Source organism: Streptomyces sp. NPDC034099, assembly GCF_055575415.1.
In genome coordinates, this window is the sequence record NZ_JBVISR010000014.1 from 135,736 (window position 1) to 153,746 (window position 18,011).

An 18,011-nucleotide genomic window follows, 5' to 3' on the forward strand; every position below is an offset into this window, starting at 1 on the left:
GGAGCTGGGATGACCGCAACCGACACCCCCGCGTGGCCGCAGTGCGGACACCTGGACGCCGGGGGACACTGCCGGGGACACCTGGTGGCCCCCTACACGGCCTGCCTGGCACACCTGGACAGCGCCGAACGGGCCGCCCACCTGGCCTCACTGGCCCCCGGCGCCGACCTCGACCACCGCGGCACCCCCTTCACCCAGAGCCTGCTCGACGCACTCCTCGCACCCCTCAGAGACCCGGCGAGCGGGCGGGCACGGGTGGGGAAAGCCGCCTTCGAAGAGACGCGGTTCACCGGGGACGCCGAACTCGAGGCCGTCGACTTCGACGGCTCCTGCTCCTTCGCCTCGGCCGCCTTCGACGGGGGTCTGTACGCCCGCGAAGTGCGCACCGCAGGCGATTTCCGCCTCGCCGCAGCCCAGGTCGCAAAAGACGTGTGGCTCGACGACACCGACGTGGGCGGTGACGCCTGGTTCTACCAGGCCCGGATCACGGGCGCACTCCGGTTCTGCGTCCGCGAAGTCGGCGGCACCGCGATGTTCAGAGGCGTGACCTGCGGGGCCGCCTACTTCTCCGGAGTCCGGGTACGCGGTATCGCCTCCTTCAACGGGGCGGTCGTCAACGGAGAGGCCGCCTTCGACGGTGCGGTCTTCGAGGAAGGCGCCAACTTCGAGACGGTCCGGATCGCCGGCCGCGCCTGCTTCGACGGTACGCAATTCCACGGGAGCAGGGCCTGCTTCAACGGGGCGGAGATCGGCGGCGACATGCCGTTCACCGAAGCACACTTCGCCGCCGAAGCCACGTTCGAAGGGGCAGCGATCGGCGGTGACCTGACGTTCACCGGGGCACGGCTGGAGGCCGGCGTGGATTTCCGTCGGACGGTGTTCCGGCGCACCGCCCGGATCGGCCCGCTGGTCTGCCCGGGAACGGTGGACTTCTCCCACGCCGTGTTCGAGACCGCGCTGACGCTGGAGGCCGCCGCGCGGGAGGTCCGCTGCCGGCAGACACGGTGGGCGTCCACCGCCGCGCTGCGGCTGCGGCACGCCGCGGTGGACCTGAGCGACGCCGTGACGGAATTCCCCGTGACCGTCGCCGACCGGCCCCGCCCGTTCGTCTCCCCGCACGGCGAGGTGATCGCCGAACCCGAGCTGCTCACCGACCTCCCCGTGCGGATCACCTCCGTCAGGGGCGTGGACGCCGCGCACCTGGTACTGGCCGACACCGACCTCACCGACTGCCTCTTCGTGGGAACGGTCCACCTCGACCAGCTGCGCCTCGAAGGCCGCTGCCTCCTGCCGCAACCACCCGACGGACTGCGCTGGATGCGCCGCCAGACCCTCGCCGAAGAACGCCACTGGCGCGGCTGGACACCCGCGCCACCCGACACCGACCCCCATGAACCCGCCACGCTCGCGCCGGTCTACCGCCAGCTCCGCAAGGCACTCGAGGACAGTCGCAACGAGCCGGGCGCAGCCGACTTCTACTACGGTGAAATGGAGATGCGCCGCCACGACACCACGACATCCCGCGGCGAACGGACACTGCTGGGGCTGTACTGGGTCCTGTCCGGATACGGCCTGCGCGCCACGCGTGCCTTGGCCTGGCTGGTCCTGGCGATGACGGCCACCGTCCTGACGATGATGCTGTGGGGACTGCCGCAGACCGACCCCGACCCCGTCAGTACCGGCACCACCGACGGCCGGCGCATCACCCTGACCACCAGGAAACCGACACCCGCCAACCCGGAAGGACCCTACGCACAGCGCCTGTCGGCCGGCCGCTTCGAGAAGTCCCTGAGAGTGGTGGCCAACTCGGTGATCTTCCGGGCCTCCGGACAGGACCTGACCACCACCGGAACATACGTCGAGATGACCGCCCGCCTCGTCGAACCGGCCCTCCTCGGTCTCGCCGTCCTCGCCGTACGCAGCCGCGTGAAGCGCTGATGCGGCAGTGGCCGTGCCCCACTCTTCGGAGGGTGGCCTGACCTTCACCGGGCCTCGGACGGTGCACAGAGCCAGGTGGCCGGTACGCCGGCTCCGATCAGATCAGCCGGTTCAGGGCGGCGGTCGCCGCCGAGGCAAGTGGTTCCGTATTGGGCGATGTCGTTGCCGAACTACGCGGCAAGGGGTTCGAGATCAGCGGGGACGTGCTGAAGCGCGTGCCCCGGGAGTATCCCGCCGACCATCCTCGAACGACGTTGTTGCGCCATCGATCGCTGCTCGCCGTGCGGTACCTCGGCTGCGACGAACGGCTGCGGACGCCGGAGGTCGTCGACCGTGTGCTGGCCACGCACGAGGAACTCGGACCACTGCTCACCTGGCTGACCGACCACGTCGCCCCCTGAGCCCCACCACCGCGCGCCGACCCTCCGGCCACTCCCGCGCGAGCTGCGGGCAGGGATGACGACGGTGACCTGCGAGAAGGCCCGGGCGGTGCGGGTGTCAGGGGCGTGCGGTGGCGGTGCGGCCGCCGGTGACGCGCAGGAGGTCGAGCTTTCCCGCGTCGCTGCTGCCGGTCGCTGCCGTGTAGGTGACCATGCGCAGGTCCGCGCCCGGAACGATCAGGACGTCGCAGTCGAGCAGGATGTCGCCGACCTCTGGATGCCGGATCGTCTTGCGGTCGGTGGTGTGCTGGGCGGCCGATGTCCGCGTGGCCCAGTGCTGAGCGAAGACGGCGGACTGGTCCCGCAGGTCGTGCACAAGCCGGGCGAGCCGGGCGTCGGCCGGGTAGCGGGAGGCACTGTCCTTGACGTCGGCGACGATGGACGCCCCGAAGGCGTCCTGTCCGCGCTCGGACTGAACGGGACGCAGGGCGGCGTGAGCCGCGCCGTCGCCGAAAAGGGCGCGTGCGAGGTTCCGTTCGGCCGGCGGCAGGACGGTGGGGTCGCCGTGCAGGGCGCTCCACATGGTGTTCCACCACACCAGGGTCCAGTCGGCGGTGAACACCCCGATCGGGATGTCGCCCAGGCGCGCGGCGAGCCGCTGGATGCCCGGGGGCACATGGGTGCTGACCGTGCCGTCCTGCGGTGGAAGAAGCCCGGCGCTGCGGTACAACTGGTCGCGCTCGGCCCGGGAGAGCTGAAGGGCGCGGGAGAGGGCGCCGACGACCTGGGCCGAGGGGTTCTTCGCGCGCGTCTGCTCCAGGCGCAGGACGTAGTCGACCGAGAGCCCGGCGAGCTGCGCGAGCTCCTCGCGGCGCAGTCCGGGGGCGCGGCGGCCGGCCGTCGCGGTGAGGCCGGCGTCGGCCGGTGAGAGGCGGTCGCGCCAGGCGCGCAGGAGTGCACCGAAGTCGGAGCGGGAGGCAGCCATGGGTCCATTCTCGCCGCTCGGCCCCGGGCGAGCCTGGGTACTGCCAGTCCTAGTGACAGGGCGGGCACTGGTTGGCGGCGGCCCCGGCGGCGAACGTGGTGACGCGCCCCGCCGGGCGCCCATCGTCCGACCAGTTCGCACCCCGAGCAAGAAGGCAGGGCCTCCCATGCAGCACACCGTCGTGATGACGGGCGCGAGCCGCGGCATCGGCCGCATCGCCGCCGAGCACGTCCTGCGCCGGTCACCAGGCGTGCACCTCCTCGTCGTCGTACGCGGGTCCCAGGGCGCACGCCTGGCCGCGGAGCTGAGCGAGGGCGGGCACACGGTCTCGCACGTTCCGGCGGACCTCGGCTCGCTCGAGAGCGTCAAGTCGGCCGCCGCCGAGATCCGTGAGCGGCTGGAGCTTGGTGATCTGCCTCCGCTGCGCGGCTTCGTGGGCAACGCGGGCATGCAGTACACGAACGCGCTGACCGAGGGGCCCGACGGGTTCGAGTCGACCTTCGCGATCAATGTGCTCGCCAACCACCTGTTCGTCCGCCTGCTCCAGGACCGGTTCGTGACTCCCGCCCGGATCGTGATCACCGCCAGCGACACCCATTTCGGCGACTTCAAGCACAACATGGGCATGGTGCCCGGTCCGGCATGGAAGTCCCCGGACGTCCTGGCCCGTCCGGGCGCCTTCCCCAAGCCGGACACCGCGGCAGCCGGGCGTACCGCGTACTCCACGAGCAAACTGGCCGCGATCTACCTGGTTCACGAGTACGCGCGCCGGCTGCCGGCCGGGATCGACGCCGTCGCCTACAACCCGGGGTTCGTCCCCGGCACCGGCCTCGCCCGTAACGCGGGGCCCGTCGCCCGGTTCGCGATGCGCCGCATCCTGCCGCTCATGGCCCTCACCCCGTTCGCGACCGGCCGCGGTGCCGCCGGCCGCTACCTCGCCGACGTCGTGCTCGGCACGACCAGCACACCGAGCGGGTCCTACGTGGACCGCGCCCGTGCGGCCCGGTCGTCCGAGGAGTCCTATGACCCCCGGCGCGAGGGCGAGCTCTGGGACGCCGCCGAACGGTTCACCGCTGCGTACGCCGCCTGAACTCAGGCTTCGCGGACGAGGAAGTTCTTCGCGGATTCACGGAAGTGGGCAACGAGCGGGTTGGCGTAGCCGAAGCGGGTGGCGACCACCACCTGGCAGGGCTCGACTCCCTCGACGGGGATGGTGACGAGGTCGTCGCGGAGTGTGCAGCGCCGGTCGTCGGCGGGTACGAGGGCGATGTCCGGCTGCCTACTCCCTGCTTTACACGCACCGTCCCCAGGCAGACTGCGCAGTATTCCAACTGGCGCCGAAAGCGCCAGGCCACAATCCGCCGCAGCCACTACCGACGACGACCCGCCAGACCCACGGGATCGGTTGCCGGCCGCCACCAGCACGGTCGCCTCACGGCGGACGGCGAGCTCGACATACCTCGTCGCCACCGCGCGGTGGCGCTTGAGGCGATTGATTCCGCACTCCCCCGCATAGCGTCCGAGACCGTGGTCGTCCGGCTCGGTGAACAGATCACCGGCACCGGCCGCATGCTGGTGGGTGCGGGCGATGGTGGAGTTCACCGAGACGTCCCAGATGATCAGTCCCTCGGCATCGGCCCGGGCTCGCGGTTGCTCGAAGATGCGGTGCCAGGTGCTTTCTCGCTGCCAACGGCGGAACAGTCCGTACACCGTCCCCCATGGGCCGTACCGCTCGGACACGTCCCAACACGGAGCACCGGCGCGGGGGCGCCAGCGTATGCCGTCTATCAGCTGCCTCTTGGTGTACCGGCGGTTGTTCGGACTTCTTCCCAGCCCGGAGCAGGGGCTCCAGCTTGTTGTCGCTCCTCAGTGACGAGTCAATGACCGTCGCGGTCTCTCCTCTTCCGACGGACGGATTGCTGCCTTCGAAGCTGTACTTGGCCTCACTCAGGGGGCCAGCGCCCCGACCGAGCGGGGGTTACCCCCATTACTTGCCGTGCCCCCACTGCGTAGCGTGATCGTCGTTCCCAGTTCTGTTCGATTCGATGGAGGAATGGCGACAATGAGGTACAGGCTTCGTCGGCGGGGTGGTCAGCAAGGGAAGCGCCTCGTGGCCCTGACGACGGTCACCGCGGCGATTGTTTCCGGGATGATGGTGTCGGGAGGTGGACCGGCCGTCGCGCACGCAGTGGTGGAGCCATCCGTTCGCAGTGCCACCGCGTCACTGCGAAGTGACCTCGAGAAATATCTGGCCGCTCAGGGCGCTAAGGATCATTTCTCAGCGGTCTCCCTTCGGGTGACCTATGGCGATCAGCGACCTGATATCTCAGTCGATGCGGGGACGTTCCGCTACGGCGGTGGTCGGCCGGTGAACAGCAGGGCGCTGTGGCAGATAGGCAGCAACACCAAGGCGTTCACGTCCGTGCTGCTGCTTCAACTGGAGGCTGAAGGGAAGCTGTCCATACGGGACAAGCTGGCAAAATGGCTTCCACAGTATCCGGCGTGGCGCGATGTCACCATCAAGCAACTGCTGTCGATGACCAGCGGCATCCCCAGCTACACCGAGCAGAATGCGTTCCTGAAGGATTTCGACGCCAATCCGTCCACGCGCTTCACGCTGGATCGCCTGATGTCCTATGTGGAGGGCCTGCCACTGGGCCCCGCGACGTACGAGTACTCGAATACGAACTACCTCCTCGCGCAGATGATTGTCGAACGAGCGTCGCACGACACTTACCATGAGCGGCTCACCGAGCGCATCATCGAACCTCTCGGAATGAACGACACCTGCCTCCCCCCGGACTGCCCTCCGGACACGGCCTCGCGCATGCCGACGCCGTACTCCACCCATTCCGTCCTGCCGAAGCATCTCAACAAGCCACTTCCTCGGCTCCGCCTGTCCTGGGCGCAGGGGGCGGGTGGCCTGGTGAGTTCACTGAAAGACATGTCGGCTTGGGACAGGGCACTGTACAGCGGTCGACTGCTGCCCTCGGCGCAGCAGCGCGAGCTGGAGTCCCTGGTCTCGGCGAAGACGAGTAAGCCCATCAAGACCGTCACGGCCGACGATCCCATCGGTTTCGGGCTCGGTGTCGTGAAACTCGCCCACCCTGTGACCGGGACGGTCTGGGCCTATGAGGGGGCCACTTATGGAAACCGGGTGCTGCACATGTACTTCCCGAAGACTGGCATGATCATCGCCCTTGCTGTCAACAGCGCCGTCGGCGAAGGGGATACGCTGCCCGACCTCGCCGGTACCGTCTACAGGACTCTTACGGCGCAGAAGGCACACGCTCTCCCACGGCACCGGTAGCCCCGGAGCCAGCTGCGTGAGCCTTTCTCTCGGCCGAGCGACGGGATCTTTCGCATCAGGCGCTAGGCACACCGGGCAACCCGGCGACCGGTCACATCGTGGTCGGCAGCGCGCTGTCCAGGAGGATCTCCGCCGCTGTCCGCGCGTGCCGACCGTAGTTGGGGTCGCCCAGCACCATGGCGCGGCTGGCGGCGCCGTCCGCGAGGGTCACGAGTTGCTCGGCGAGGACGGAGGGCTCGCGGCAGCCCAGTTCCGTCACCAGGTCGGCGACCATGCGTACCATCAGCAGTTTCCGTTCGCGGGCATAGGAGTGGACCGCGTTCTGCGGGTCAGGAAACTCCACGGCGGCATCGATGAACGGGCATCCGCGAACCGGATCCGTGCCGGCCGGGAGCGGGTCGAACAGTGCGAGGATTCGCTCCCTGGGATGGATGTCCTGCCGTGCCAGCGCGCCCTCCAGCGTGCGCCCCGTCGAGGCGAGGTCCTTGAGGTGGGCGAGGACCAGCTCGTCCTTGGTCCTGAAGTGCGCGTAGAGGGTGCGCTTGGACACCGGCGCCCGCTCGGCGATCTGCTCCATGCCGGTCGCGTTGATCCCCTGGACTGCGAACAGTCCGGCTGCGGCGGCCAGGATGCGCTCCCGCCCTCCGCGCCCCTGCCGTCGAGACGCCGTCGTCACCGTGGTCATGACGCAAGTATACGTTCTCGTTTACTTCGGCGGGGCGGCTGGCTATAGTGGGGTTTCATGTAAACGCGCCCGTTTACTTCGATGGATCAAAGGAGAATTCCATGAGCGGACCGGTCTTCACCCGGACACGCACGAGCGAGGCGCCCGCCGGCGGAACACGGATGGGCGGGACACGAGCGTGGGAGTACGCCGAGCAGTTGATCCGCGGGCGCCACGCGACTCGCGCCTTCCGTCCCGACCCGGTGCCCGAGGACACCCTGCGCGGGATCTTCTCCCTGGCCGGCGCCGCGCCGTCCAACTCCAACGCACAGCCGTGGCGGGTGGAGGTGGTCGGCGGCGCGCGGCGAGACCGTCTGGCCGACGCCCTGCGAACGGCTCATGCCGAGCGACGTGTCACGGCCGACTACCCGTACTCCGAGGACATGTACGCACCCGTCCACCAGGAGCGGCGGGCCGCCTTCGGCGCCGATCTGTACGGAGCGCTGGGCATCGGCCCGGAGGACCACACGGCCCGCGCGGCCTACGACGCGGAGAGCCTGGGCTTCTACGGGGCGCCCCATGCCGCGTTCCTGTTCGTCACCGGCGACGGCGGGCCGCGACTGGCCGCCGACGCCGGCGCCTACCTGCAGACGCTGCTGCTGGCCATGACCGCCTATGGCGTGGCCAGTTGCCCGCAGGGCCTGCTCAGCTTCTACGCCGACACCGTCCGCGGCCAACTCGGCGTGGACGAGGGGAAGCTGCTCGTGGGGATCTCTTTCGGTTACGCCGATGAGAACGCGCCGGTAAACCGGGTCACGACCGGCCGGGCGGCACTGGAGACAACCACCACATTCCACATCTAGAGCCGGCCGCGAAGGTACTGGTCACGGCCACTCGTTCCTCGTAGTCGTCCTTGTCGAAGACGGGCGGCCGACCGCGCCGGGGCCCGAGCAGCTTCCCCGCGCCCCTTGGCCGGCTGTTGCCGCACCAGACGTGTCTCCGCGTCCGACGACCTGCGCGTTCGCCGAGAACCGGTAGTTGCGGGAGGACGCGCCGACCCTGCGGTCGCGGACCGGGACGAGAGTCCCGTCCACGATCCACAAGCGGTCGGCGGCATCGGTGACGGTCCGGGCCGGCTCGAGCGCGACGGCCACCAGCAGCACCCGCTCGGCCAAAGGAAGCCGCCACGGACTACCCCACCCGCACCCCTCGCCACTACGCCGCATCAGGCAACGTTCGCCCTGTCGTGGTGCGCGGGGTGGCTCGCTCCGGTGCCGACGGCGTGTGTGTGGGGGGCTCGGATAGGCTCAAGCATGCGATCTCGAACAGGCGGCATGTGGTGGGGCACCACGCTCGAAGCGCCGGACCCCAGCGGTTTGGCGAAGTTCTACGCCGAACTCCTCGATTGGCAGGTCGGGCACGAAGAGCCGGGAACAGCCATTGTGGCTGCCTCACCGCAAGGACCGTTCTTCGTTTTCCAACAGGCGGAGGGCTATCGGGCTCCGGTGTGGCCACCGGCCGACGGTGATCAGCGCCCCATGATGCACTTCGACTTCCAGGTCGGCGACCTGGACTCGGCGGTCGCCGAGGCGGTGGCCCTGGGCGCCACCATCGCGGAGTTCCAACCACGGGAGAACGTCCGGGTGCTCTTCGACCCGGCCGGCCATCCTTTCTGCCTGTGCCGCGACGACGAGTAGATCAGGCGACGTTCGCCCGGTCGACGACGCCGCGCAGGCGCCGGTCGTCGGCCCGGCGGTTCAGCCAGATGATGTAGCGACGGATCATGCTGCCCTGCTCCTTGTGGTCGGCGTGGTGGGCACCGTCGAGGGTGAAGTAGCGCAGGGCAGTGAACGGGGCCCCGATCCGGTTGCGCCAGGAGAGTTCGTCGGGGGCAGGCGGTCTCAGCGTTGTTCGCGTCGCCGCCCAGGTGCCGACCCTCCTGCCCCCGGTGGCCCAGCAGATCAGCCTGGACCAGGTCCGTGAGGCCCGGCTCGTCGCCGAGGCCGCCGTGGACCGGGTACGCGACAAGTTCGGCCCCGGCATCATCGCCCCCGCCTCGGGCGCCCGCCGCGCATCCTGAATGCCGCCCTGCCGCCGCCACGGCCACAACTGCGGTGTCCTAGATGCCAGCCGGATCCCATCTGTCGGACAGGCGCAGCAGCACTTTGCTGCTCCCGGCGGCCGGGTCGGCGGCGACCGACAGGGCCTCGGCCGCCCGGTCCAGTGGGAACCGGTGGGTGATCAGCGGTGTGACGTCCACGCCGTCGCGCAGGGCGAGCAGCGCGTCGTCGATCTCCTCCACGAAGCGGTACGACCCCGTCCAGGTGATCTCGCGGGTGACCAGGTCGCCGAGGACGGCGGTGACCGCGCTGCCGGGCAGGTTGCCGACCTGGACGAGGGTGCCGCCGCGGGCGGTGGCCCGCAGCACCGCGCCGAGCGCCGCCGGGGCGCCGGACGCCTCGAACACCACCTCTACGTCCTCGGGCAGCGTCTCGCCGCGCGCGAGGTCGCGGGTCTCGTCGGCTCCCATCGCCCGGGCGACGGCGAGCGCGTCCGCTGACAGGTCGGCGGCGATCACGGTGTCCGCGCCGCGGTGTTTGGCGGCGGCCACCACCAGGGAGCCGATCGGTCCGGCACCGTTGACCAGGACGGTCCGGCCGTGCAGGGACGGGGCCCGGCCGACGGCGTGCAGGGCCACGGCCAGCGGCTCCGCCAGCGCGCCCCGCTCGGTGTCCACTCCGTCCGGCAGCGGCCGTACCTGGTCGGCGTCGACCGTGCGGTATTCGCTGAACCCGCCGTCGGTGTGGGGGGTGAAGGCTGCCGAGCCGAAGTAGCGGACGTGGGGGTAGAGGTTGGTGCGGCCCGCGATCCGTTGGGGCAGTACGCCGTCGCCGACCGGCCGGGCCGGGTGGACGGTCGTCGGCTGGCCTTCGGCGAGCCCGGTGACGCCCGGGCCGAGCGCGGCGATGCGGCCCGCCACCTCGTGCCCGAGGACCAGTGGATGGCTGAGCGCGGCTGTGCCGGATGCGCCGTGCCTCCAGTAGGCGATGTCGGATCCGCAGATCCCGCCCCATTCCAGGGCCAGCAGGACCTCGCCGGGTCCGGGTACCGGCAGTGGCCGTTCGTCCACACGGACGTCGCCGGGGCCGTGCACCACCAGGGCACGCATGGTGCGCTTGCCGGCGGCGGGGGCTCCGTGGCCCTCGGTGGCGGTGGTCATACGGCGTCCTCCAGGCGGACCAGGTCGCGTCCGCGGGTTTCGGGCGCCAGGTACGCGCCGACGAACGTGATCAGTGAGTAGACGATGAGCATGGCGGCGATGGGCCACCAGCTCCCGGTGACGGCCGTGAGGGTGGCGGCGAGGACGGGGCCTATCGCGGTGGCGAGGATGCCGCCGATCTCCTTGGCGAGGGCGAGCTGAGTGAACCGGGTGCGGGAGCCGAAGAGTTCGGCCATCGTCACGCTCTCCAGCGAGAACAGCCCGAGCACGCCGACGTTGAGGCCGAGCACCATGCCGATCATCACGCCCGGCGTCATGCCGGAGGTGATCAGCAGCATCACCGGGAAGGCGAGGACCATGGTCAGCGCCGAGACGACCAGGTAGAGCACGCGGCGGCCGACGCGGTCGCCGAGCAGACCGATGAACGGCACGGTGGCGAAGCCCACGAGCGAGCCGTACACGATCGCGTCCGTGGGTACGGACCGGTCGACGGCGAGATTGGTGGCGATGTAGCCGACGAGGAAGGTCTGGATCAGTCCGGAGTTGCCGGCCTGGCCGAAGCGGAGCGCCAGGGCGAGGAAGAACGCCTTGCCCTTGCGCTGCCGCACGCCGGCTGCCAGTACGCTGTCCTGCTGCTCAGCGGAGTCGGTGATGGCCGCCTCCACCTCGTCGCGGTCCAGCGCCACACCGTCCACGACGTCGGCCCGTTCCTCGAAGACGGGGCTCTCCTTCAGGCCGCGGCGCAGCCAGACGGCGAACAGCATCATGGCGAAGCTGAGCAGGAACGGCAGCCGCCAGCCCCAGGACAGGAGTTGGTCCTCGGTGAGTACGGCGAGCAGGACGGCCCACAAGCCGGAGGCGGCCAGGGTTCCGGAGTTGGTGCCGAGCGACACCAGCGAGGAGATCAGGCCCCGGCGCTTGGCGGGCGCGTACTCGGCGAGGAGCACCGTCGCGCCGGCGATCTCGGCGCCCGCGCCGAAACCCTGGGCCAGCCGCAGCGCGACCAGCAGGATCGGTGCCATGATGCCGATCGTGCCGTAGGTGGGCAGGACGCCGATCAGGGTGGTCGAGGCGCCCATCAGGAGCACGGTGATGTAGAGGACCTTCTTGCGGCCGAGCCGGTCGCCCATGCGTCCGAAGTACACCGCGCCGGCGAGCCGGGCGACGTAGCCGACGCCGTAGGTGGCCATCGCGGCGATCAGTCCGATCGCGGGGCTGACGTCGGGGAAGAAGAGCTTGTTGAAGACGATCGCGGCGGCCAGCGAGTAGAGCTGGAAGTCCATGAATTCCATGGCCGTGCCCAGCCAGCCCGAGACGGCGGCTCTGGCCAGGTCGCCCGTGGTGCGCTCCGCGGGGCGCGTCTGCTCCGCGGCGACGGCGCTGTCCTTCATCGTGAACTCCGTTGTTCGGGGACGGGAACGGGTGGGTGCAGGGGGTGGGGTTGCACGGGGGGGCGGAAAGGTGGGGGTGCGGCGGGAAGGGTCAGATCTCGACGCGGCCCGCGCGCAGTGCGGGCAACCGGTCGGCGACGGCCGCAATGAGGACCGTGTCGTCGGCGAGATCCGCCGCGCCGACGGTGCGCAGCAGCGCGCTCACCGTCCCGGCCGCGGGGCCGCCCGCGTTCCAGCAGGAGGCGAGGGCCTCGGTCGCGGGGTCCGACCGGTCGGGGGCGCCGGGCCGGGTGCCGTGCGCCCAGGCGGCGAGGGCGAGGGCCAGGACCGGTGTGTCCGTGCCGCTCGCGCGCAGCTCGCGCAGGGCGGGCAGCCAGCGCTCGGTGATCTTCAGGGAAGCGTCGGAGCCGATCTGCCGCAGCTGGTGGTGCATCGTGGGGTTGCGGAAGCGGACGACGAGATCACCGGCGTACGCCTCGGGGTCGGGGCCTCCGGCCGGCAGGGTGGGCGCGACCTCGGCGCACAGCGCGCGGACGAGCCGTTCGCCCCAGTCCGTCGCCATGGCGTCGGCGACGGTGGCGTGTCCAGTGGCGAGGCCCAGATGGGCCAGGGCCGAGTGGGAGCCGTTGAGCAGCCGCAACTTGGTGAGCTGGTACGGGCCGACGTCCGGTACGAAGAGGGCGCCGTCGTGCTCCCAGGGTGGCCGGGCCGCGCCAAAGGAGTCCTCCAGGACCCAGCTGCGGTAGGGCTCGCCGGCCACGGTCAGGCCGTCGTCGAGGCCCAGCGCGGTGCGGGCGGCCGACCGGTCGTCGTCGCTGGTCGCGGGCACGATCCGGTCGACGACGGTCGACGGGAAGGTCACCGCCTCGTCCAGCCGGGCCAGCACGGTCTCGCGGTCCGGCCAGGCCGAGGCGTGGACGAATTCGCGTACGACGCGGGCCAGTACGACGCCGTTGCCCGCCATGTTGTCGCAGGAGACGACGGTGACGGGGGCCGCGTCGGACCGCATCCGCAGAGCCAGGCCCGAAGCGAGGCGTCCCACCACGGTGGTGAGCGGCGCGCCGGGCGGGGCGGCCAGGTCCGCGGCGACGGGTGCCGCCGCCGTGTCCAGGCCGCCCGTCGCGGCCGACCGGTGGTAGCCCTTCTCGGTCACCGTGAGGGTCACCACGCTCACCTCGGGGTCGGTGAGCAGCGCGTCGACGGCTTCGGCGTCGGGGCCCATCGACAGGGCGCCGACGACGGACCCGACGACGCGGCAGGCGTGGCCTTCGGGGTGGCGCTCGACGACCGAGTACAGACAGTCCTGTTTCCGCAGGGCGCGCACGGTGGCGGTCGAGCGGGGCGCGACGGCGGTGATGCCCCAGGGTTCGCCGGAGAGGGCGGCGGCGTTCTGCGTGTAGAGGGCCTGGTGAGCCCGGTGGAAGGCGCCGAGCCCGAAGTGCACGATGCGTGGGCGCAGTCCCGCCGGGTCGACGGCGGGCCGGAGGCCGGCCGCCAGTCGCGGCAGCGCGCGGCGGTCCAGGCGGGGAAGGGCGGGTGCGGTGCTCACCAGTCGTGCACCGAACCGTCGAGACGGCGCGCCACGGGGAGATAGCGACGTTGGTAGGGGAAGCGCTCGGCGGCCCTGTCGTCGTACTCCACGCCGAGGCCGGGCTCGTCGGAGGGGTTGAGGTACCCGTCGGCGAAGGTGACGCCGGAGCGGAACACCTCGGAGGTCTCTTCCGCGTGGCCCATGTACTCCTGGATGCCGAAATTCGGCACGGTGACGTCGAGGTGCACGGCGGCGGCCATGCTGACGGGTGAGAGGTCGGTGGCGCCGTGCGAGCCGGTGCGGATGTGGTACAGCGCCGCCAGATCGAAGATCCGCCGCAGGTGGGTGATGCCGCCCGCGTGCGCGACGGTGGTGCGTACGTAGTCGATGAGCTGCCCGGTGATGAGGTGCTGCACGTCCCAGATGGAGTTCATCACCTCGCCGACCGCGATCGGTGTGGTGGTGTGTTCGCGGATGAGCCGGAACGCCTCCTGGTTCTCCGCCGGGGTCGGGTCCTCCATCCAGAACAGCCGGCAGCTCTCGACGCTTCGGCCGAAGCGGGCGGCCTCCATCGGCGTCAGCCGGTGGTGCACGTCGTGCAGCAGGTGGAAGCCGAACCCGAACCGCTCCCGGACCGCCTCCAGGTATCCCGGCGCGAAGCCGAGGTAGGCGTCGGTGTCCCAGGGCTGCTCCTCGGGCAGGTCGGTCGCGGCCGGCTCGTAGATCCTGCCCTTGCGCACCCCGTACGTGCCGCCGACGTCGGGAACCGCGGCCTGGGCCCGCACCGCCCGGTAGCCCAGTTCCAGGTGGCGTTCGACGTCGTCGAGGAGGGAGGGCACGTCGGTGCCGCTGGCGTGCGAGTAGACCAACACGCCGTCGCGGGAACGGCCACCGAGGAGCTGGTACACGGGCAGGCCCGCGACTTTGCCCTTGATGTCCCACAGCGCGGTGTCGACGGCCGAGAGCGCGGTCATCGTCACCGGGCCGCGGCGCCAGTAGGCGCCCTTGTAGAGGTACTGCCACATGTCCTCGATGCGGGCGGGGTCGCGGCCGATGAGCAGAGGGGCCACGTGGTCCCGGAGGTAACTGGCGACGGCCAGCTCCCTCCCGTTGAGCGTGGCGTCTCCGAGTCCGGTGACTCCGTCGGTGGTGGTGATGCGCAGCGTGACGAACGTGCGACCGGGAGAGGAGACGAGCACCTCGGCCCGCTCGATCTTGCTCACTTACGGCTCCATCCTGTCGTGCAGTACTTGTATACAAGCATCTGTCGCACAGAGGAGCAAGACCCTTCGTCCAGTACGTAGGATGTGCGCATGGCTCAATCGAACGGGCGGCGGACCAGTCGGCGCGACATCTATCTCAAGCTGCGCCAGATGGTCCTGACCCTGGAACTCGCCCCGGGCGCCGCCCTGTCGGAGAACGAGCTGGCCGCCTCACTGGGCGTCAGCCGCACCCCCGTGCGGGAGAGCCTGATCCTCCTCGCCCAGGAGGGACTCGTACAGGTCTTCCCGAAGATCGGGTCGTTCGTCTCGCGCGTCGACGCCGCCCAGGTCGCCGACGCACAGTTCCTGCGGGAAGCGGTGGAACTCGCCTCCCTGGAGGACCTTCCCGAGCAGCTCGACACCGAGACGGTCGAGGAACTGCGGAACAACCTGGAGTGCCAGCGACGCACCGGTCTCGACCGCGAGGAGTTCTTCGCCCTGGACGAGGCCTTCCACCGCGATCTGATGCGGCTGAGCGGTCACGGCAATGCCTGGGCCACCGTCGCCGCCGCCAAGGGCCACCTCGACCGGGCCCGCCGGCTCGGCCTGCACGGCCACGAGTCCCCCACCGTCTTCGCCGACCAGCATCACGAGATCTTCGCCGCGATCACGGCCGGCGACATTCCCAGGGCACGCAGCCGCATGCGCGATCACCTTCGCGCCGTCTTCGACGACATCGAGCGCATCCGCAGCCGCTCCCCGGAACTCTTCGCCTCCGGCCCTGCGACAGTGCCCGTACGGCGCAGCGTGGTCGTGTGGGAGTGAGACCCAACCAGCCGACCGCCACCGCATCGCATCGCCTCGCATGGAGACGCACCCTCATGGCGGCTACGGCCGTGCCCGCGGAGCCACGGCCTTGTCGAGGGCGGCCGCGAAGAAGCCGGTCGCTCCGCTGTCGAACCAGGCCCGCTCCCGGCCCTGGGCGTCCGGCGACAGCTCCCTGAGGAGGCCGACCTTGTCGACCGGTTCCTGTTCCACGCGCTGCACCATGAACGCCCGGCCGCATCAACCCGCCGCCGTCGACTACGGCGCCCATGAACCCCTGACGCGTCGCGCTCCCCGCCGACGACGCTCCACCCCCTCGCCTCTCCCCCGCCCGGCACGAGACCGTCGGGGCCTCATCGCCGTCAAGCTCCTCGATCTTCGGGATCATTGCCCTCCTGGTCCGTCGATCTCGAACTGGACGGGCTCGAGACCGGGCCGGATGCCGCCCGGCCTCGCGACACCTGATGGCGCGGCGGTGACTCGCTGACCGCCGTCCACCGAGGCGAAGCCGAAGTCGTGGAAGCGCCGCAGTGCCGGACTGCCACCATCTGCGCCGGACTCGACGAATAGAGCTCAGAAGCCTCGACGACATCGACCCGCCTTCGAAACGGCCTCACACCCCGGCCACCTGGGCTCTGCCCCGAAGAAGGGAACCAAAAGACGCAGTCCCGCACCGGGAACGCCAGTGCAAGTGCGCCCTTCATCAGTGCGCCTGCTCATGTGACGGCCAGCGTCGCCTGCCACGCGCCTGGACTCATGCCTGTCGCCTTCCGGAAGAACACTGAGAAGTTGGACGCGTCGGAGAAGCCGAGCACGTTGGCGCAGCGGGCCGCGGTGAGGCGGTCGTGCGCGAGGAGCCGTTTGGCTTCCAGGACGATCCGGTCGACGATGTACCCCTTTGCCGTGCGTCCACTGACCTGCTGAACCGCTCGCGAAAGGGTGCGGGGCGCGTATCCCAGCGCACGGGCGTAGTAGCCGGCGTCGTGGTGTTCCCGGAAGTGCGCTTCGACGCTGGATCGGAACAAACGGAACACCGGATGCGAGATCCGTGCTTGCGCGTGCGGTGGCCGGAGCCGGGCGATCAGCGCGGAGAGCAGGATGCCGGGCAGCTCCCCCGAGATGTCCCCCGGTGGGGCGGATGCCTCAAGGAGGAGGTGGTCGCGTGCGGCGTCGACGAACGGCCGGTCGGCGTCAGGAATGCTCCATTGCGCGGCCAAGTCCGGGGACGCGACGAGTTCACGGGTGGCGTGGGTGACCGGAGCAGTCGGCACGAACAGCACGAGGTGTCCCGTCACGTCTGCGATGTCATCCCATCGGTGCACCGCGCCGGGAGGGATCCACACCGCGGACCGCTCCTCGAGAGGGTGCCGGAGGAAGTCCACCGTGACGGAGCCGTGCCCGGCGTCGACGACGGCGAGGACGTGGAAGTCGGCACGCTGCGTGCCACCGTCGTTCAGATCGCGAAGGCGGCCGAACGTCATTGTCTCGACCGTGGCGGCACGGCGCTCTGCGGGCTGGTAAGCCATCTGTCGGATCACGGTCACCTGTCCAGTTTCCACCATCAGGAGACCAGTCACACCGATGCCTCGCCCGGGGGCGGGAGATTCAATGGACACCTAGGCAAACCGCCCAGAACAGTGATCAGGAGAGCCACGATGACTGCAACGCAGCCGGTGCTGCTGCCCGTTTACGACCATCGGCCGGGAACCGGACCCACCCTGGTGTTCCTGCACTACTGGGGCGGTTCCGCCCGCACGTGGGACCTCGTCGTCGACCGCCTTCCGGGTCGTGACGTCCTCACGATCGACTTCCGAGGGTGGAGCCGGTCCAGCGGTCTACCCGGCCCCTACACGCTCGGTCAGCTCGCCGACGACACGCTCGCCGTACTCGCCGACGCGGGCGTCACCGACTACGTCCTCGTCGGGCATTCGATGGGAGGCAAGGTCGCGCAACTGGTCGCGGCAACCCGGCCCGCCGGCCTGCGCGGCATCGTCCTCGTCGGCTCCGGCCCGGCGAAGCCCGCGGCACAGATCACGCCCGAGTACCAGGAAGCCCTTTCCCACGCCTACGACTCCGACGAGTCCGTAGCCGGGGCACGGGACCACATCCTGACCGCGACCGAGCTGCCCGCGTCGATCAAGGCGCAGATCGCGACCGATTCACGAGCCGGCACCGACGCCGGCCGCACCGAATGGCCGCTCCGCGGTATCGCGGAGGACATCACCGAGCACACCCGCATGATCAGCGTTCCCGCCCTCGTCGTCGCCGGAGAGAACGACCAGGTCGAACCCGTCGACGTGCTCCGCGACAACCTTGTGCCCCACCTCTCCCAGGCCGAGTTCACGGTGATACCCGCCACCGGTCACCTGATCCCGCTGGAAGCTCCGGCCGACCTCGTCAACGCCATCACGGCCTTCGCACCAGCAGCCTGACCATCTGCGCGACCTGACGACAGATCTCCCCCTGATCACGAGCCGGACACCCTGCCGTGCAACCGCGGCCGGGGGTCGCCTCTCACGTTGCTCGAAGGGGCACCGCCGGCACCGCACCACCGTCCCCGACCCG

General features: G+C 70.2%; 17 protein-coding genes and 3 pseudogenes. 8 read left to right on the plus strand and 12 right to left on the minus strand.

What is annotated here, in order from left to right; translation table 11 throughout:
* Window positions 1–9: 9 nt before the first annotated feature.
* Together ACZ56V_RS32210 and ACZ56V_RS32215 are read left to right on the plus strand one after the other, a co-directional pair.
* A complete protein-coding gene (locus tag ACZ56V_RS32210; RefSeq protein WP_468947176.1) occupies window positions 10–1,938 on the plus strand; it encodes a pentapeptide repeat-containing protein in 1,929 nt (642 codons plus the stop codon).
* A gap of 101 nt (window positions 1,939–2,039) precedes the next feature.
* Complete coding sequence (locus ACZ56V_RS32215; RefSeq protein WP_467383826.1) at window positions 2,040–2,339, plus strand: DUF2461 family protein; 300 nt, start codon at window positions 2,040–2,042, stop codon at window positions 2,337–2,339.
* Between the two features lie 97 nt (window positions 2,340–2,436).
* Here the strand turns inward: ACZ56V_RS32215 and ACZ56V_RS32220 are convergent, their stop codons facing one another.
* Window positions 2,437–3,303 carry a helix-turn-helix transcriptional regulator gene (locus tag ACZ56V_RS32220; protein ID WP_468947177.1) on the minus strand — a complete coding sequence of 289 codons (867 nt, stop codon included), beginning with the start codon at window positions 3,301–3,303 and terminating at the stop codon, window positions 2,437–2,439.
* A gap of 166 nt (window positions 3,304–3,469) precedes the next feature.
* Here ACZ56V_RS32220 and ACZ56V_RS32225 point away from each other — a divergent pair, with 166 nt between their 5' ends.
* Window positions 3,470–4,393 (plus strand): SDR family NAD(P)-dependent oxidoreductase, encoded by a 924-nt coding sequence (locus ACZ56V_RS32225; RefSeq protein ID WP_468947178.1) that lies wholly within the window; start codon window positions 3,470–3,472, stop codon window positions 4,391–4,393.
* A gap of 2 nt (window positions 4,394–4,395) precedes the next feature.
* Here ACZ56V_RS32225 and ACZ56V_RS32230 read toward each other — a convergent pair whose 3' ends face one another.
* Window positions 4,396–5,013 carry a hypothetical protein gene (locus ACZ56V_RS32230; protein ID WP_468947179.1) on the minus strand — a complete coding sequence of 206 codons (618 nt, stop codon included), beginning with the start codon at window positions 5,011–5,013 and terminating at the stop codon, window positions 4,396–4,398.
* Window positions 5,014–5,019: 6 nt separating this feature from the next.
* Window positions 5,020–5,136, minus strand: a pseudogene (locus ACZ56V_RS32235) (IS5/IS1182 family transposase); the annotation flags it as partial.
* Between the two features lie 277 nt (window positions 5,137–5,413).
* On the opposite strand from ACZ56V_RS32235, the gene ACZ56V_RS32240 reads away from it, so the two are divergent.
* On the plus strand, window positions 5,414–6,613 hold the full coding sequence (locus ACZ56V_RS32240; protein ID WP_467383746.1) for a serine hydrolase domain-containing protein: 1,200 nt from the start codon (window positions 5,414–5,416) through the stop codon (window positions 6,611–6,613).
* Window positions 6,614–6,704: 91 nt separating this feature from the next.
* Here the strand turns inward: ACZ56V_RS32240 and ACZ56V_RS32245 are convergent, their stop codons facing one another.
* Window positions 6,705–7,298, minus strand: coding sequence for a TetR/AcrR family transcriptional regulator (locus tag ACZ56V_RS32245; RefSeq protein ID WP_467383748.1), 594 nt, complete (start codon window positions 7,296–7,298; stop codon window positions 6,705–6,707).
* A 161-nt stretch (window positions 7,299–7,459) separates the two neighbouring features.
* Here ACZ56V_RS32245 and ACZ56V_RS32250 point away from each other — a divergent pair, with 161 nt between their 5' ends.
* The gene (locus ACZ56V_RS32250) at window positions 7,460–8,140 is read left to right on the plus strand and encodes a nitroreductase (protein ID WP_398909416.1); all 681 of its coding nucleotides are present in this window, start codon (window positions 7,460–7,462) and stop codon (window positions 8,138–8,140) included.
* 101 nt (window positions 8,141–8,241) lie between these two features.
* Here the strand turns inward: ACZ56V_RS32250 and ACZ56V_RS32255 are convergent.
* Window positions 8,242–8,512 (minus strand): annotated as a pseudogene (locus ACZ56V_RS32255) (IS5/IS1182 family transposase); the annotation flags it as partial.
* 99 nt (window positions 8,513–8,611) lie between these two features.
* Here ACZ56V_RS32255 and ACZ56V_RS32260 point away from each other — a divergent pair.
* A complete protein-coding gene (locus ACZ56V_RS32260) occupies window positions 8,612–8,974 on the plus strand; it encodes a VOC family protein (RefSeq protein ID WP_467383830.1) in 363 nt (120 codons plus the stop codon).
* A 1-nt stretch (window position 8,975) separates the two neighbouring features.
* On the opposite strand, the pseudogene ACZ56V_RS32265 reads toward ACZ56V_RS32260, so the two are convergent.
* The 5 genes and pseudogenes from ACZ56V_RS32265 to manD all read right to left on the minus strand — a co-directional run.
* Window positions 8,976–9,218: pseudogene (locus tag ACZ56V_RS32265) on the minus strand (IS630 family transposase); the annotation flags it as partial.
* A gap of 178 nt (window positions 9,219–9,396) precedes the next feature.
* The gene (locus tag ACZ56V_RS32270) at window positions 9,397–10,497 is read right to left on the minus strand and encodes an L-idonate 5-dehydrogenase (RefSeq protein ID WP_468947180.1); all 1,101 of its coding nucleotides are present in this window, start codon (window positions 10,495–10,497) and stop codon (window positions 9,397–9,399) included.
* Window positions 10,494–11,888, minus strand: a complete 1,395-nt coding sequence (locus ACZ56V_RS32275) for an MFS transporter (RefSeq protein ID WP_468947181.1) — start codon at window positions 11,886–11,888, stop codon at window positions 10,494–10,496. Before ACZ56V_RS32275 ends, ACZ56V_RS32270 begins: the two co-directional genes overlap by 4 nt.
* A gap of 91 nt (window positions 11,889–11,979) precedes the next feature.
* Complete coding sequence (locus ACZ56V_RS32280) at window positions 11,980–13,437, minus strand: mannitol dehydrogenase family protein (protein ID WP_468947183.1); 1,458 nt, start codon at window positions 13,435–13,437, stop codon at window positions 11,980–11,982.
* Window positions 13,434–14,642: a D-mannonate dehydratase ManD gene (gene manD / locus ACZ56V_RS32285; RefSeq protein WP_467383755.1), complete on the minus strand. Its 1,209-nt coding sequence runs from the start codon at window positions 14,640–14,642 to the stop codon at window positions 13,434–13,436. The genes ACZ56V_RS32280 and manD overlap by 4 nt, the downstream gene beginning before the upstream one ends.
* 90 nt (window positions 14,643–14,732) lie before the next feature.
* On the opposite strand from manD, the gene ACZ56V_RS32290 reads away from it, so the two are divergent.
* Window positions 14,733–15,446 (plus strand): GntR family transcriptional regulator, encoded by a 714-nt coding sequence (locus tag ACZ56V_RS32290; protein WP_398909246.1) that lies wholly within the window; start codon window positions 14,733–14,735, stop codon window positions 15,444–15,446.
* Between the two features lie 63 nt (window positions 15,447–15,509).
* Here ACZ56V_RS32290 and ACZ56V_RS32295 read toward each other — a convergent pair whose 3' ends face one another.
* Both ACZ56V_RS32295 and ACZ56V_RS32300 read right to left on the minus strand, forming a co-directional pair.
* Entirely contained in the window at window positions 15,510–15,659 is a 150-nt protein-coding gene (locus tag ACZ56V_RS32295) for a hypothetical protein (RefSeq protein ID WP_468947185.1), read from the minus strand.
* A 503-nt stretch (window positions 15,660–16,162) separates the two neighbouring features.
* Window positions 16,163–16,990: a helix-turn-helix domain-containing protein gene (locus tag ACZ56V_RS32300; RefSeq protein WP_398909242.1), complete on the minus strand. Its 828-nt coding sequence runs from the start codon at window positions 16,988–16,990 to the stop codon at window positions 16,163–16,165.
* Window positions 16,991–17,101: 111 nt separating this feature from the next.
* On the opposite strand from ACZ56V_RS32300, the gene ACZ56V_RS32305 reads away from it, so the two are divergent.
* Window positions 17,102–17,878, plus strand: a complete 777-nt coding sequence (locus ACZ56V_RS32305; protein WP_468947187.1) for an alpha/beta fold hydrolase — start codon at window positions 17,102–17,104, stop codon at window positions 17,876–17,878.
* Window positions 17,879–18,011: the final 133 nt, after the last annotated feature.

Coding starts and splice junctions, on each gene's coding strand:
- ACZ56V_RS32210 (WP_468947176.1), top strand. CDS start 10: ATGACCGCAACCGACACCCCCGCGTGGCCGCAGTGCGGACACCTGGAC.
- ACZ56V_RS32220 (WP_468947177.1), bottom strand. CDS start 3,303: ATGGCTGCCTCCCGCTCCGACTTCGGTGCACTCCTGCGCGCCTGGCGC.
- ACZ56V_RS32225 (WP_468947178.1), top strand. CDS start 3,470: ATGCAGCACACCGTCGTGATGACGGGCGCGAGCCGCGGCATCGGCCGC.
- ACZ56V_RS32245 (WP_467383748.1), bottom strand. CDS start 7,298: ATGACCACGGTGACGACGGCGTCTCGACGGCAGGGGCGCGGAGGGCGG.
- ACZ56V_RS32250 (WP_398909416.1), top strand. CDS start 7,460: ATGGGCGGGACACGAGCGTGGGAGTACGCCGAGCAGTTGATCCGCGGG.
- ACZ56V_RS32260 (WP_467383830.1), top strand. CDS start 8,612: ATGTGGTGGGGCACCACGCTCGAAGCGCCGGACCCCAGCGGTTTGGCG.
- ACZ56V_RS32270 (WP_468947180.1), bottom strand. CDS start 10,497: ATGACCACCGCCACCGAGGGCCACGGAGCCCCCGCCGCCGGCAAGCGC.
- ACZ56V_RS32275 (WP_468947181.1), bottom strand. CDS start 11,888: ATGAAGGACAGCGCCGTCGCCGCGGAGCAGACGCGCCCCGCGGAGCGC.
- ACZ56V_RS32290 (WP_398909246.1), top strand. CDS start 14,733: ATGGCTCAATCGAACGGGCGGCGGACCAGTCGGCGCGACATCTATCTC.
- ACZ56V_RS32305 (WP_468947187.1), top strand. CDS start 17,102: ATGACTGCAACGCAGCCGGTGCTGCTGCCCGTTTACGACCATCGGCCG.